Below are 13,944 nucleotides of genomic sequence, written 5' to 3'. Positions count from 1 at the left end.
TCTCAGATCGCTCCCCAATCCAATAAGCCGCTGCTCGGCTTGAGGCTAAACGGTGTGACCCATGCTTAGGATGTCGTTCGAGGACGCTGCGGCCAAAGGCATGGTTGTCGCCTGGCACGCCGCGCGCGCACCAGACCGCCTTGCGATTTCGTCCGAAAGAGGCGACCGCACATTTTCGGAGTTGAACGCTCAGGCCAATCGTCTCGCCGAGTTGCTGCGGGGCGCCGGCTTGGTGCCTGGCGATGGGGTGGCGCTTCTCTGCGCTAACCGACCCGAATTCGTCGAAACGGTCATCGCCTGCCAACGCGCCGGGTTCCGACTAACGCCGGTCAACTGGCACCTTACTGCTGACGAAGTCGCGTATATCGTCGAGAACTGCGAGGCAAAGGCCTTCGTCGCTGACGCACGGCTCGCGGCAGCCTCGATCCAAGCGGCCTCCGCAACGTCTGGTCTGCACGTCAAGCTCGCGGTGGGCGGGCCGATCAAGGGTTTCGCGTCATACGACACGTTGATGGCGCGCGAATCCGGCGAGAATGTTCCAAATCCCCTTCTGGGCAGTCAGATGCTCTACACTTCGGGCACGACGGGGCATCCTAAGGGAGTCTATCGGGGCAGCGCGCCACCAGCTTCCTCTCTTTTTGCAAAAATGGTCGAGACGGCGCAGTTCAATGGCGCAGACGACGTTTCGGTGGTGACCGGACCGCTCTATCACGCCGCACCTCTGAGCCTGAATCTCCTGCTCCCGCTCTCCGCGGGGGTTCACACGTTACTGATGGACAAATGGGATGCGGAGGCAATGCTCCGTTTAGTCGATCAGCATCGCATCACCCATACCCACATCGTGCCGACGATGCTCAATCGGCTCCTCCACCTCACCCCCGACATCCGCTCGAAATATGATGTTTCATCACTGCGCTGGGTGCTTCACGGCGCGGCTCCATGTCCGGTGCATGTGAAGCAGGCGGCGCTCGAATGGCTAGGGCCCGTTGTTTTCGAATACTATGGCGCAACCGAAGGCGGCGGGGTGTTCATCGAGCCGGCCGAGTGGCTGAACAAACCTGGCTCTGTAGGCAGGCCCACTGCGGGGGTCGTCATGCAGATTCAGGATGAGAATGGTAAGGAATTGCCGCAGGGCGATGTTGGAACCGTCTATTTCGAGGCGCCTGCGACCGGGAGGTTCGAGTACTTCAAAGCTCCGGAGAAGACTGCAGGCGTCTACCGTGGAGCGTTCTACACGATGGGCGATCTGGGCTACGTGGACGAGGATGGATTTCTCTTTCTGACCGGTCGCAGCGCCGAGGTAATCATCTCTGGCGGAGTGAATATCTATCCATCGGAAATCGATCAGGAGGTCCTCCAACACCCGGCGGTCAAGGATGTGGCGACGGTGGGCGTGCCTAACCCGGACTGGGGCGAAGAAGTCAAGGCCGTGGTCCAACTCAACCAAGGATACGAACCCAACGAGGCGCTTGCCCAGGAAATACTGGTCTTCGCGGCGGCGCGCCTCGCCACTTACAAACGCCCGCGCACCGTCGATTTCGCCGATGATCTTCCGCGGCTTGAGACCGGCAAGATCGTGCGACGAACGGTCCGCGATAGATACTGGCAGGGCGAGAAGAAGATCTAAATCCAACGAAACAAGGATCTGGGAATGGCTGGATTGTGCGAGGGGCGCGTCGTCATTGTGACGGGTGGGGCGAGGGGTATAGGGCGGGAGCACTGCCTAGAGTTTGCGCGCCAAGGCGCCAGGATTGTGGTGAATGATCTCGGTAGCGAGCGGACGGGGGAGGGCAGATCGAGCGAACCCGCTGAAGCCGTGGTGGCGGAAATCAGGGCGATGGGAGGAGAGGCGGTCGCCAATGGCGACGACGTATCAGATTGGGAGGGCGCCAAACGGATGATCGATCAGGCGACCGCGACTTTTGGCAGCCTCGATGTTCTCGTGAGCAACGCTGGCATTTTGCGCGATCGCATGCTGGCCAACATGGCGATCGACGAATGGGATGCGGTCATCAAGGTTCATCTTCGCGGCACTTTTTGTCCAGCTCGCCACGCCGCTGATTATTGGCGGGCGCGCGCCAAGGAAGGCAATCCAGTCGACGCTCGGATCATCAATACTACTTCTGTTTCCGGGTTACTGGGCAATCAGGGGCAATGCAACTATGGCGCGGCCAAGGCGGGCATCGCCGCCTTTACGATTACCGCGGCGATGGAGCTCGCGCGCTACGGGGTCACGGTGAACGCGATCTCGCCGGGGGCGCTTACCCGGATGACGGAAGATCTTGGTTACGGCGTCGAGGTGCCTGCGGGTGAGTGGAACCCCCGTGATCCTGCCAATATCGCACCGATCGTCGTCTGGCTCGGGAGCAGCGAGTCGAAGGACGTGACGGGCCAGGTCTTCGAATCCACGGGGGGGCGGCTGACAGTCTTCGAGCGCTGGCATCGCGGGCCGGCCATAAATCCGAAGCGGCGTTTCGACCCGAACGAACTCGGCCCAATCGTCAAGGACCTCATCAGCAAGTCGAGACAGCCGGATGCGATTGGCGGTTGAGGCGTTCCCAATCAGGCAAGGCGGACCACCGATTCAGGTCCGCTGGTTCCCAACGGCGATCTAAGACGAAAAGAGGCGGGCGACCGAATGACACGAATGCTGATAGTGAAAGAAAATCCCTTTAGGACTCGGCGTTCGCTGCCCGAGCGCACAACCATCAGCGGTGGACTCTTCAATACTGTAGCTTTCCGAGAAGGGAAGGGCCATATCCGCCAGGTATTCCAGAGCAATATTTCCTCTAAAACGATGGCGTTATTGTTCGTACATCTCGGCTCAAGGCTTATCGACTATGGTCGTGCAATATTGATATTTGGTAAGCGTTGGAGTTCGTGCCATTAGCCTGCAGGTGGACTACATTATCGTGGGTGCGGGATCGGCAGGATGCGTCCTCGCCAATCGTCTTACCGCTGACGGCAAGACGCGCGTGCTTCTATTGGAAGCAGGCGGCGACGACCGGCCGATGCATAACCCCTCACAATTCTTATCGAATGTGATGATCCATGTCCCTGTGGGTTACTCGCAGACGTTAAAGGATCCGAAGGTCAACTGGCTCTACCAAACCGAACCCGATCCCGGCTCGGGCGGGCGTCAGCATGCCTGGCCGCGTGGCAAGGTGTTGGGCGGCTCATCCTCAATCAACGCGATGCTCTACATTCGCGGCCAGCGGGAGGATTATGATGGCTGGCGGCAGCTCGGATGCGAAGGCTGGTCCTATGATGATGTGAAGCCGTATTTTCTGCGTTCGCAGCATCAGGAGCGCGGAGCGGACGATTGGAACGCCACGGGTGGCCCCCTAAACGTCTCCGACATGCGCGACGGCCATCCTGTGTCGGACGCCGTCATAGATGCATGTGTGCAGGCGGGCCTGCCGCGTATAGAGGATCTGAACGCCGCTCAGCAGGAAGGGGCGACTTGGTTCCAGGTGACAATGAAGAACGGCCGGCGCTGGTCCGCCGCGGTCGCATATCTACATCCGGTTCTGAAGCGATCGAACCTTGTCGTTGAAACCGGTTCCCTCGCCACCCGGGTCCTCTTCCGGGAGAAGCGCGCGGTCGGCGTCGAGTTCACCCAGAACGGTATGCGACGGACGGCGACAGCCAATGCCGAGGTGATCCTGGCCGGCGGCGCGGTCAATTCGCCCCAACTCCTACAGCTTTCTGGCGTCGGTCCTGCGGCCCTTCTGCAAGAGCACGGAATTCCCGTGGTGGCGGACGTGCCGGGCGTAGGCGAAAACCTGCAGGATCACTACGTGGTCGGCCTGCGTTACCGGTTGAAGAAGGGGGTCCTCTCCGTCAATGAGATGTCTAAAGGTCGGCGACTCGTGGGGGAGGCCCTGAAGTACGCCTTCTTGAGGCGGGGGCTTCTCACGCTGTCGGCCGCGCATATCGCCGCCTTCGTCAAATCGCGGCCCGATCTCTCTACACCTGACATCCAGTTCCATATCTTGCCGGCCACCATGGACGCAGAAAAGCTCGCCACCCAGCAGAAGATGGAACTTGAAGGTGAGCCAGGCCTCACCATCGCTCCCTGCCAACTGCGCCCTGAAAGCCGTGGCACGATCCGCATCAAGTCGGCCGACTCCAGCGTTTACCCAGCTATCGCGCCCAACTATTTGGCCGATCCGCTCGACCAAGAGGTCGCGATTGCGGGCCTTAAGTGGGGACGCAAGATAGCGAGCCAACCGGCTCTCGCTCGCTACATCGACCACGAGATGAACCCCGGGCTAGGATTCGAGACTGACGAAATGTTGCTGACTTATGCTCGCATGGGCGGCACCACCATCTACCACCCGGTCGGCACCTGCATGATGGGCCGCGGGCCTATGGCTGTGGTAGATTCGCAGCTCCGGGTGCGAGGCGTTGAGGCGCTGCGCGTCGTAGACGCCTCGGTCATGCCGCGCCTCGTTTCAGGCAACACCAACGCACCGACGATGATGATCGCTGAAAAGGCTTCGGACATGATCCTCGGGAAGGCGATGGCGGCAAGAGAGATATTAAGAACGATGAAGACAGATACACGATACACGCTTGTCCTCGACGTTGGTGACCGTTCCAATCCTGGGCCGTAACTCCGTAAGCCGAGATGTGTCTGAGGCTTGGCTGACCTATTGATGAGACGGGAGGGGCGGGCCGTCGGACCCCTCAACCCTGGAGTTACTCTTTCCCATCTCGCTTGACGTCTTCCCGGCCTTCCGGGAAGACCCGCGCAAGCTGACACCATGATCAGATGTCGCAACGGCGACCGGGCTCTGGCGTGATGTCCGCCGTTATTACGCCAGCTTCAGCTATCAGGCGGCCTCGTGGAACAAGGCCCGCCGCGTGGTAGCGAAGGTCGAGTGGCACCCCGGCGAGTTGTTTCCGCGCGTCGGGTTCATTGTGACCAACATAAGCCGGCCGCCGGAACGGGTGACGCTGTTCTACAATCAGCGGGGTACGGCGGAGCAGCACATCAAGGAGGGAAAGAACGCGATCGTCTGGACCCGCCTGTCCTGCCGCCGCTTCGCCGCCAACGCCGTGCGGCTGCGACTGCATGCCCTGGCCTACAACCTCGCCAACTTCCTCCGCACACTGACGTTTCCCAATGAGGTCAGCCATTGGTCGATGACCACATTGCGCGACCGGCTGGTGAAGATCGGCGCGAAGGTCGTCCGGCACGGGCGGTCGATCACGTTCCAAATGGCCGAGGTCATGGTCTCGCACGACTTGTTCCAGCAGATCCTCGACGCCATCGCGTCGTTGCGTCCGTCGCCGCTGCCACGATGTTGAGGGGGATACCCTTACCGGCCTGGTGGACCATCGACAGGAGACGTGCGTCCAGACGTCGGCCAAGAGCAGGGAATTCCCATCGAAATGGCGAACACATCGCCGATCAGGCGGCGAACAGCGCGATCACGGGATCGCCGGTATTGATCTCCGCCGCGGGCCGGGGTTATCGTCCACCAAGATGTCAGGATGCGCCGGCCATATGGGAAATATCGACTAAACAACGATAAGGAAACGCGGGTCATGGAACAGGCTTACGATCTGGTCGTGCGCGGTGGCCATCTGGTGGACGGCACGGGCGCGACGGGCCGTGAGGCCGATGTCGGGATCAAGGACGGCCGCATCGTCGCTGTCGGCCAGGTGAACGGCCGGGGCCGCGAGGAGATCGAAGCCCGCGGCAAGCTGGTCAGCCCCGGCTTCGTCGACGTCCATACCCACTATGACGGCCAGGCCACCTGGGACGAGCGCATGCAGCCCTCGTCCTGGCACGGGGTGACCAGCGTGATCATGGGCAATTGCGGGGTGGGCTTCGCCCCCTGCAAACCCGAGGACCACGACCGGCTGGTGCGCTTGATGGAGGGGGTGGAGGACATCCCCTTCCCGGTGCTCAGCCAGGGCCTGCCCTGGAACTGGGAGAGTTTCCCCGACTACCTGGACGCGCTCAGCCGGCGGCGCTTCGACATCGACATCGGCGCCCAGTTGCCCCACGCCGCGGTGCGGGTGAATGTGATGGGCGAGCGCGGCGCCAATCGCGAGGCCGCAACCCCAGCCGACATCGCCGCCATGGCCGCCATCGCCCGCCGCGCGGCCGAGGTCGGGGCCATGGGCTTTTCCACCTCCCGCACACTCAACCACCGCACCAGCGACGGTCAGCCGACTCCGACGCTCACCGCGGGCGAAGACGAACTGATGGGCATCGCGATGGGGCTGAAGGCCGCCGGCCGCGGCACGCTGCAGTTCGTGTCCGACTTCAACGATCCCGAGGCCGAGTTCGCCATGATGCGCCGGCTGGTGGAGGCCTCCGGCCGACCGTTGGCCTTCACCCTGGTGCAGAGCCCGCGCGGGCCCCGGGCCTACAAGGTGCTGCTGGCCGCCCTCGCCGACGCGGTGGCCGCCGGCCTGCCGATGAAGGCTCAGGTGGCCGCGCGGCCCGTCGGGGTGCTGTTCGGCCTGGAGCTGACTATGACCCCATTCAGCTTCCATCCCACCTATCGCGAGATGGCCAAGCTGCCCCTCGCCGAAAAGCTGGCTCGCCTGCGCAATCCGGCGGTGCGCGCGCAGCTGTTGTCGGAAAATCCCACGGACGGCGCCCGCGGCATGGTCCAGGCCTGGGACCAGATGCATCTGATGGCCGCCGAGCCCGATTACGAGCCGACCGAGGAATCCACGGTGGCCTTCCAGGCCCGCGCGCGCGGCCTCAGTAACGAGGCGGTCGCCCTCGACCACATGCTGTCGCAGGACGGCAAGGGTATGCTCTATGTGCCCTTCCTCAACTACGCCGACGGCTCCCTCGACGCGGCCTATGAGATGCTCACCGATCCCAACACGGTGCCGGGCCTCAGCGACGGCGGCGCCCATGTGGGCATGATCTGCGACGGCAGCTTCCCAACCAGCCTGCTCACCCACTGGACCCGCGACCGCACCCGGGGCCCCAAGCTGCCCCTGGAGGCGGTGATCCGCATGCAGTGCCGTGACACCGCCGAATCGGTGGGGCTGTTCGACCGCGGCCGGATCGCGGTCGGGCTGCGCGCCGACCTCAACGTCATCGATTACGACCATCTGCGCCTTCGCGCGCCGGAGGTCGCCTACGATCTGCCGGCGGGTGGGCGGCGGCTGATCCAGCGGGCCGACGGCTATGTGGTGACCATAGTCGCCGGCGACGTCACCTATCGCAACGGCGAGCCCACCGGCGCGCTACCGGGCCGGCTGCTACGCGGCGCCCAGGCTGCGCCGTCGGCAATGGCGGCGGAATAGGGGAGGGATGACCATGACCCCCAGGCTTCTGGAAACCCATTGCGAATGGCGCGCCGAGGATGTCGCCGATCCGACCGCGTGGACGGAGATGCTGACCCAGGCCGAGTGCGACGAGATCGCCGCGGCTGTGGAGCATGCGGGCGCCAAGTCCAGCGATCTGCTGGATATCGGCGCGGCGGACTTTCCCCTGCCGACCCTGGCGGCTCGGCTGAAGCGGATCGAGAACGAGCTGATCAACGGCCGCGGCTTCGTGCGCATCCGCGGCGTTGAACGCGACCACTACTCCAACGACGAGATGTGCCTGATCTACTGGGGCATCGGCATGCACCTGGGCAAACCCTGGGCGCAGAACAAGTACGGCCACCTGTTGGGCGACGTCACCGACCAGGGCAAGGCCCTGGACGACCCCACCGCCCGCGGCAACGAGCTGGGCGGCATCAAGCTCGGCTACCACTGCGACGGCGCGGACCTCGTGGGTCTGATGTGCTTGGCCAATGGCGTCTCCGGCGGCCTCTCGGGCGTGGCCAACTCGGTCGCCCTGCACAACGACTTGGTGCGGGAGCGGCCGGACCTGGCGGCGGAAATGTATCTGCCCCAGCCCTACGATTTCCGCGGCGAGCAGAAGCCGGCGACCAAGGGCTGGTACACGGTGCCGGTGTTCACTGAATGGAACGACCGCCTGTTCGTACGGGCGATCCCGCAATACATCCGCGCCTCCCAGCGCATCCCCGACGCTCCCCGTCTGACCGACAAGGCCCGGGAAGCCCTGACCTGGATCGAGGACGCGGCCGAGAGCGGCCGCTATTCGGTGATCATGGGCTTCGAGCCCGGCGACATGCAGTTCGTCAACAACTTCCACGTCCTGCACGGCCGCACCGAATACCAGGACGACCGCTCGGCGGGAAAGATCCGCCACCTGAAGCGGCTGTGGCTGGAGACCGAGGTGCTGTCCGATCGGCCGCCCTACTTCCGGCGCAACATCGACACCCACTGGAACGACAAGCGGGTGATCAGCCGGCTGGACGCGGCGGAGTAGCGGCTCAGCTACTCCCCGAACCCCTCCCCAGGGTCCGCCACCGGGGCCATGCAGATCAGGCGCGAATCCTCCACCGCCGCCTGCCGGTGCTTGACCAGTTCGCCGTACTCGGGGTCCGTCACCATCGCCAGGAAGGCGCCGCCGCCGGGATATTCGGCGATAAAGCTCCTTAATGCACAAAGCTGCTTTGCAGGCATCGCGTCGTCGCAACCAGTCACGTTGGGCTAACGTCAACGCATGGGGATCGCCCGTTAGGAACAGGGTGGGTCACCTAAGAATGCAGGTTGAGCAACCTGTCGGGTCACTCTGACCGTCCCCCGAATCCCGGCGAGGTGGCCGGCCTGGTGCTGCTGTCGGGCTATTACGGCCAGCCCGGACCGACGGCCGCGTGGCTGCTGAAGGTCGGGGCCCGGATGCTGAAGATCATTCCCCGCGAGGTGCGCCATGCCGTCTTGGAGGTCACCAACCAGCCCGACCAGCTGCACGGCATGCCATACGGCCCTGCGCAACCTCAAGGTCCCGGTCCTCGTCGTGCACGGCGATCAGGACGATTTCGCGCCCATCGAGCTGGCCGAGAAGCTGGTGGCCGAGACCCGCACGCGGCGGCCGATGCGGTTCGAGCGGGTGACGGGCGCCAACCATTTCCTCAACGACGGACCCGCCGAGGACCTGTTGGCCACACTGGAGGGTTGCATCCCGCCGCGGCGTGACTTCCGCCTGCGCTGGCCGAAATGGCCGGCGGCCTGGCCCAAACGAATGACCCTATCGCGGCTCAAACCCGCGGCGCCCGCGAGTGCCTGAGGAGAGCCGCCAATTTCCCTTGGCGCGCGCCATCTGAACGGCGATAAGGTTGCCCTCTCGGAAGTCTCGGGCATACCCGGACTTCGATAATCCGCCCGCTAAGGCGGGCGCTGTTCGGGGAACGCCAGGATGAAAGCCGCCGTGCTGCGCGAAGTGGGCAAGCCGCTTCAGATCGAAGACGTCCAGATCAACAAGCCGGGGCCCCACGAGGTCCTGATCCGCACCGTGGCCGCGGGCCTGTGCCACTCCGATCTGCACTTCATGGAAGGCTCTTACCCGCACCCGCTGCCGGCGGTGCTGGGCCACGAGAGCGCCGGGATCGTCGAGCAGGTGGGCTCGGAAGTCCGCACCGTGAAGGTGGGCGACCATGTCATCACCTGCCTTTCGGCCTATTGCGGTCACTGTGAGTCCTGCCTGACGGGCCACCTCTCACTCTGCGTCTCGCCCGAGACCAAGCGCGGCGCCGATGAAGAGCCCCGGCTGACCACCGCCGCCGGACCGATCATCCAGTTCCTGAACCTGTCGTCCTTCGCCGAGCACATGCTGATCCACGAGCATGCCTGCGTCGCGATCCGCAAGGACATGCCGCTGGACCGCGCCGCCCTCATCGGCTGCTCGGTGATGACCGGCGTCGGCGCGGCGATCCACACCTCGGGCGTCCGTCCCGGCGAGACCGTGGCCGTGATCGGTTGCGGCGGCGTGGGCCTCTCTGCCATCAACGGCGCGGCCATCGCCGGCGCCGGCCGCATCATCGCCATCGACATGGTGGGCTCCAAGGGCAACCTGGCCATGGAGTTCGGCGCCACCGACTTCATCGACGCCTCCCAGACCGATGCGGTCAAGGAAGTGCTCGAAATGACCAAGGGCGGGGTGCACCACTCCTTCGAGGCCATCGGCCTGTCCAAGACCGCCGAGCAGGCCTTCAACATGCTGCGCCGCGGCGGCACGGCCAACATCATCGGCATGATCCCGGTCGGCCAGAGCATCACCCTGATGGGCGCCGCCTTCCTGGGCGAGAAGAAGCTGCAGGGCTCGATGATGGGCTCCAACCGCTTCCCGGTCGACATGCCCCGCCTCGTCGACTTCTACATGAACGGCAAGCTGAAGCTCGACCAGATGATCTCCCAGCGCATCAAGCTGGAGCAGGTCAACGAGGGCTTCGCCGACATGAAGCGCGGCGAACTGGCCCGTTCGGTCATCATGTTCAACATCTAACGAGTTAGCGAGAGCCCATGCGCGAGTACCTGAAGTTCTACATCAACGGTGAATGGGTCGATCCGGTCGAGAAGAAGACCCTCGACGTCATCAACCCGGCCACCGAGGACGTCTGCGGCAAGATCTCACTGGGCAACGCCACCGACGTGGACAAGGCCGTCAAGGCCGCCCGCGCCGCCTTCCCGGCCTGGAGCCAGACCACCCGCGAGGAGCGCCTGGAAGTCCTGGGCCGCATCCTGGCCGAATATCAGAAGCGCTTCGGCGACCTGGCCACCGCCGTGACCGAGGAAATGGGCGCCCCCGCCAACCTCGCCCAGCGCGCCCAGGTTCCGATCGGCATGGGCCACCTGGCCACCGCCGTGGAAGTGCTGAAGACCTTCAAGTTCGAGGAAGACCGCGGTCCGACCCTCATCGTGAAGGAGCCCATCGGCGTCTGCGGGTTCATCACCCCCTGGAATTGGCCCCTCAACCAGATCGTCTGCAAGGTGGCCCCGGCCATCGCGACGGGCTGCACCATGGTGCTGAAGCCCTCGGAAGTCGCCCCGTTCTCGGGCCACATCTTCGCTGAGATCATGCATGCCGCGGGCGTTCCCGCCGGCGTCTTCAACATGGTCCAGGGCGACGGCATCGGCGTCGGCGTCCCGCTGTCGAGCCACCCGGAAGTGGACATGGTCTCCTTCACCGGTTCCACCCGCGCCGGCATCGAGGTGGCCAAGAACGCCGCCCCGACCGTCAAGCGCGTGGCCCAGGAGCTGGGCGGAAAGAGCCCCAACATCGTCCTGGACGACTCAGCCTTCGCCAAGGGCGTCGCCCGCGGCGTCGCCACCATGATGACCAATTCCGGCCAGTCCTGTAACGCGCCCACCCGCATGCTGGTCCCCAAGGGCCGCATGGACGAGGCGATCACCGTGGCCCGCGAGGCGGTCTCCACCGTCACCGTCGGCGACCCGAACGGCAACAGCCAGCTGGGTCCCGTGGTCTCGGAAATCCAGTTCAACAAGATCCAGAAGCTGATCCAGGCCGGCATCGACGAGGGCGCGACCCTGGTCTCCGGCGGCGTCGGCCGTCCGGACGGCCTCGACAAGGGCTATTATGTGAAGCCCACCGTCTTCGCCAACGTCACCAACGAGATGACCATCGCCAAGGAAGAGATCTTCGGCCCCGTGCTGTCGATCCTCGGCTATGACCGCCTCGAACAGGCCATCGAGGTCGGCAACGACACCGAGTACGGCCTGGCCGCCTATGTGCAGGCCGAGGACCTCGAAAAGGCCCGCGGCGTGGCCCGCAAGCTGCGCGCCGGCCAGGTGTCGATCAACGGCGGCGGCGGCGACATGATGGCCCCCTTCGGCGGCTACAAGATGAGCGGCAACGGGCGCGAGTGGGGCGATTTCGGCTTCCACGAGTTCCTGGAAACCAAGGCCATCCTCGGCTACTCGCCGAAGCAAGAGGCCTGATCAGGCTATGAAATTCAATGCAGCCAGGGCGGAACCAACGCTCATGGGGCGCTTGGTGCGAACCAAACCGCCGCCACACGAGCCGAGCCTTGAGCATTCTGTGACCTGACTGAATCGTTTGGGATTCCTGAGATTGACGCCGGGTTGCCGCTGTCGGAGACGGCCTGGTGGATGTCCGCTTGCCCTCGCTCAATCCCAGGATCAGGTTGGCTTGAGTCTCGATACGACCAGGCCGCCGGTCGCCGCCCAACGGGCCCGGCCGAACGTGGGCTCACCTCAAGGTTTGTTCGCTCAACCACGCCGCCTTTATAACCCAAAGACAGCCACGGATGAGACGATGCGGATACTTCCGTCTGGCGTGCGCCGCATTTGTCGCCCGACTTATCGTGCCGTCGTTGCTCAGAAGAACCTTGCAAGAGCGGGGGCATCCATAGATGCGCCCAGCAGAAGGCCAGGCGGATGTCGCCCGCCTCGGCCAGCGGCCGGTAGCCGGCGTAGCCATCCACCTGCAGCACGCCCTTGAAGCCCGCCAGGTGCGCAGCGGCGCGCTCGGCCTTGCGATCGGGCGCATAGACATAGACCACGCCCGGCGGGTCGGGCCCGCCCCAGGGCCGGTCGTCGCGGGCATAGGCCCAGAGCTGGCCGGTCTTGGTCCGCCCCCGCCCAGGATCGAGCACCGGGGCGGTCGTCTCGGCGGCGAAGAGCTTGCCCGAGGCCTTCAAGCGCTCCAGCAGCCGGGTGTGCAGGGGCTTGAGCAGCCAGGCCGCCCGCCCGGTCCAGTCGGCGAGCGTCGAGCGGTCCAGGGCGATGCCCTGGCGGGCGTAGATATGCGCCTGGCGGTACAGCGGCAGGTGATCGGCGTACTTGGCGACCACGACATGGGCCACGGTCGCCTCGGTCGGCAGCCCGCCCTCGATCAGCCGCGCCGGCGCGGGCGCCTGCACCACAGCTTCCTCGCAGCTCCGGCAGGCGTATTTGGGCCGGCGCACCACCAGCACCCGCAGCTGGGCGGGCACGATGTCCAGCTGCTCGGCGATGTCTTCGCCGATCCTGTGCAAAGCGCCGCTGCAGCCCGGGCAGGTTTTGTCCGCGATGTCGACGACCGTCTCGATCCTGGGCAGGTGCGCCGGAAGCGCGCCGCGGTTGGTCCGCCGCCTGGCCGCGCGCTCGGTCTTTGCGGCCGGCGAAGCGGGCTTTCGCCCCGGCCTCGCCGGCGGCGATCTCCTGCTCGACGTCTTCCAGCCCCAGGGCCAGCTGATCGGCGTCCAGGGTCTCGGCGCGCCGGCCGAAGCGGTGCGCTGCAAGGCCTTGATGATCTGGCGCAGGCGCTCGTTCTCGGCGTCGGCATGATCCTTGGCCAGCAGGGCGGCTGCGTGCTCGGCCCGCTCCTTCAGGAGCAGGGCTTGCAGCGTCTCGACATCGCCGGGAAGCGCCTGGGCCATAGGGCGATCTGACCATATTCGAGCGGCCTCGTGGCGCCCCCGCGTGCGGCCTGATTCACTTCGCCGCAGCCTTCAGGCCGTGGCCTGCGGCACCCGCGTCCGGCGCATCTGCTGCACCCGCCGCCAGTCGAGGCCCTCCAGCAGGGCCGCGAGCTGCGCCGGCGTTAGCCGCATCACCCCATCCTGCACCTTCGGCCAGCTGAAGGCGCCTTGCTCCAGCGTCTTGGCCAGGAGCCACAGGCCCGTGCCATCCCACCAGATCATCTTCACCCGGTCGGCCCGCTTGGCGCGAAAGACGTAGACCACGCCCGAGTAGGGGTCCTTGAGCAGCTGATCCTTCACCAGCGCCGCCAGCCCGCCCATGCCTTTGCGGAAGTCCACCGGCCGGGTCGCCACCAGCACGCGCACCGAGGCCGGCGTCCCCGCGAAGGCAGGGATCACCGCACGGCCTTCAGCGCCTTGATCACCGCCGCCACGGTCTTGGCCTCCGGGCCGCGGCGCACCCGGACCACCACCCCGTCGATCTCCAGCTCGAAGTCGCCGCGACCCGCCCGCGCCGGCCTCGGCCGCGCCCGCTCAGCCTTCGCAGGCGGCTCCACCAGCGCCGGCACGAAGGTCATCGGCGGCTCAGGGTCCACGATCCGCATCCCGCGACGCCAGCCGAACAGCTGCTGCGGGCGGATGTCGTGGCGCCGCGCCACGTCCGACA

At 65.1% G+C, this 13,944-nt stretch carries 9 protein-coding genes and 4 pseudogenes; 9 read left to right on the top strand and 4 right to left on the bottom strand.

Annotated features, from left to right (window positions below):
* Positions 1–70: 70 nt before the first annotated feature.
* The 6 genes and pseudogenes from AX721_RS11760 to AX721_RS11735 all read left to right on the top strand — a co-directional run bounded on the left by AX721_RS11760 (position 71) and on the right by AX721_RS11735 (position 8,323).
* Positions 71–1,627, top strand: coding sequence for an AMP-binding protein (locus AX721_RS11760; protein ID WP_231754713.1), 1,557 nt, complete (start codon positions 71–73; stop codon positions 1,625–1,627).
* A gap of 24 nt (positions 1,628–1,651) precedes the next feature.
* Positions 1,652–2,551 (top strand): SDR family oxidoreductase, encoded by a 900-nt coding sequence (locus tag AX721_RS11755; protein WP_068876195.1) that lies wholly within the window; start codon positions 1,652–1,654, stop codon positions 2,549–2,551.
* 340 nt (positions 2,552–2,891) lie between these two features.
* Positions 2,892–4,619 carry a GMC family oxidoreductase gene (locus tag AX721_RS11750; RefSeq protein WP_231733358.1) on the top strand — a complete coding sequence of 576 codons (1,728 nt, stop codon included), beginning with the start codon at positions 2,892–2,894 and terminating at the stop codon, positions 4,617–4,619.
* Positions 4,620–4,809: 190 nt separating this feature from the next.
* A pseudogene (locus tag AX721_RS11745) lies at positions 4,810–5,316 on the top strand (transposase); the annotation flags it as partial.
* A 240-nt stretch (positions 5,317–5,556) separates the two neighbouring features.
* Positions 5,557–7,287 (top strand): amidohydrolase family protein, encoded by a 1,731-nt coding sequence (locus tag AX721_RS11740; protein ID WP_068876193.1) that lies wholly within the window; start codon positions 5,557–5,559, stop codon positions 7,285–7,287.
* 13 nt (positions 7,288–7,300) lie between these two features.
* Positions 7,301–8,323 (top strand): TauD/TfdA family dioxygenase, encoded by a 1,023-nt coding sequence (locus AX721_RS11735; RefSeq protein ID WP_068876247.1) that lies wholly within the window; start codon positions 7,301–7,303, stop codon positions 8,321–8,323.
* Positions 8,324–8,331: 8 nt separating this feature from the next.
* Here the strand turns inward: AX721_RS11735 and AX721_RS11730 are convergent.
* Positions 8,332–8,490, bottom strand: a pseudogene (locus AX721_RS11730) (DUF1330 domain-containing protein); the annotation flags it as partial.
* A 277-nt stretch (positions 8,491–8,767) separates the two neighbouring features.
* Here AX721_RS11730 and AX721_RS11725 point away from each other — a divergent pair.
* The 3 genes from AX721_RS11725 (at position 8,768) to AX721_RS11715 (ending at position 11,793) form a co-directional block, all read left to right on the top strand.
* Positions 8,768–9,124: a S9 family peptidase gene (locus AX721_RS11725; RefSeq protein WP_156467139.1), complete on the top strand. Its 357-nt coding sequence runs from the start codon at positions 8,768–8,770 to the stop codon at positions 9,122–9,124.
* Between the two features lie 129 nt (positions 9,125–9,253).
* Positions 9,254–10,339, top strand: a complete 1,086-nt coding sequence (locus AX721_RS11720; protein ID WP_068876190.1) for a Zn-dependent alcohol dehydrogenase — start codon at positions 9,254–9,256, stop codon at positions 10,337–10,339.
* 17 nt (positions 10,340–10,356) lie between these two features.
* Positions 10,357–11,793 carry an aldehyde dehydrogenase family protein gene (locus AX721_RS11715; RefSeq protein ID WP_068876189.1) on the top strand — a complete coding sequence of 479 codons (1,437 nt, stop codon included), beginning with the start codon at positions 10,357–10,359 and terminating at the stop codon, positions 11,791–11,793.
* Between the two features lie 431 nt (positions 11,794–12,224).
* Here the strand turns inward: AX721_RS11715 and AX721_RS11710 are convergent.
* From AX721_RS11710 to AX721_RS11700, 3 genes and pseudogenes are all read right to left on the bottom strand, one after another.
* Positions 12,225–13,235 (bottom strand): annotated as a pseudogene (locus AX721_RS11710) (IS66 family transposase); the annotation flags it as partial.
* A 72-nt stretch (positions 13,236–13,307) separates the two neighbouring features.
* Positions 13,308–13,676, bottom strand: a complete 369-nt coding sequence (gene tnpB, locus AX721_RS11705) for an IS66 family insertion sequence element accessory protein TnpB (RefSeq protein ID WP_197422540.1) — start codon at positions 13,674–13,676, stop codon at positions 13,308–13,310.
* Positions 13,673–13,944: pseudogene (locus AX721_RS11700) on the bottom strand (hypothetical protein); the annotation flags it as partial. The gene tnpB and the pseudogene AX721_RS11700, both read right to left, overlap by 4 nt.

It is taken from the genome of Phenylobacterium sp. CCH9-H3 (assembly GCF_001557235.1).
In the GTDB taxonomy this organism is placed as follows: Bacteria; Pseudomonadota; Alphaproteobacteria; order Caulobacterales; family Caulobacteraceae; genus Phenylobacterium.
Note: the sequence above shows the minus strand (reverse complement) of the source record. Positions and strands in the feature narration are given on the sequence as shown.

What these genes read in the sequence shown, in the direction of transcription:
- AX721_RS11760 (WP_231754713.1), top strand. Translation starts at nt 71, where the DNA reads ATGTCGTTCGAGGACGCTGCGGCCAAAGGCATGGTTGTCGCCTGGCAC.
- AX721_RS11755 (WP_068876195.1), top strand. Translation starts at nt 1,652, where the DNA reads ATGGCTGGATTGTGCGAGGGGCGCGTCGTCATTGTGACGGGTGGGGCG.
- AX721_RS11740 (WP_068876193.1), top strand. Translation starts at nt 5,557, where the DNA reads ATGGAACAGGCTTACGATCTGGTCGTGCGCGGTGGCCATCTGGTGGAC.
- AX721_RS11735 (WP_068876247.1), top strand. Translation starts at nt 7,301, where the DNA reads ATGACCCCCAGGCTTCTGGAAACCCATTGCGAATGGCGCGCCGAGGAT.
- AX721_RS11725 (WP_156467139.1), top strand. Translation starts at nt 8,768, where the DNA reads ATGCCGTCTTGGAGGTCACCAACCAGCCCGACCAGCTGCACGGCATGC.
- AX721_RS11720 (WP_068876190.1), top strand. Translation starts at nt 9,254, where the DNA reads ATGAAAGCCGCCGTGCTGCGCGAAGTGGGCAAGCCGCTTCAGATCGAA.
- AX721_RS11715 (WP_068876189.1), top strand. Translation starts at nt 10,357, where the DNA reads ATGCGCGAGTACCTGAAGTTCTACATCAACGGTGAATGGGTCGATCCG.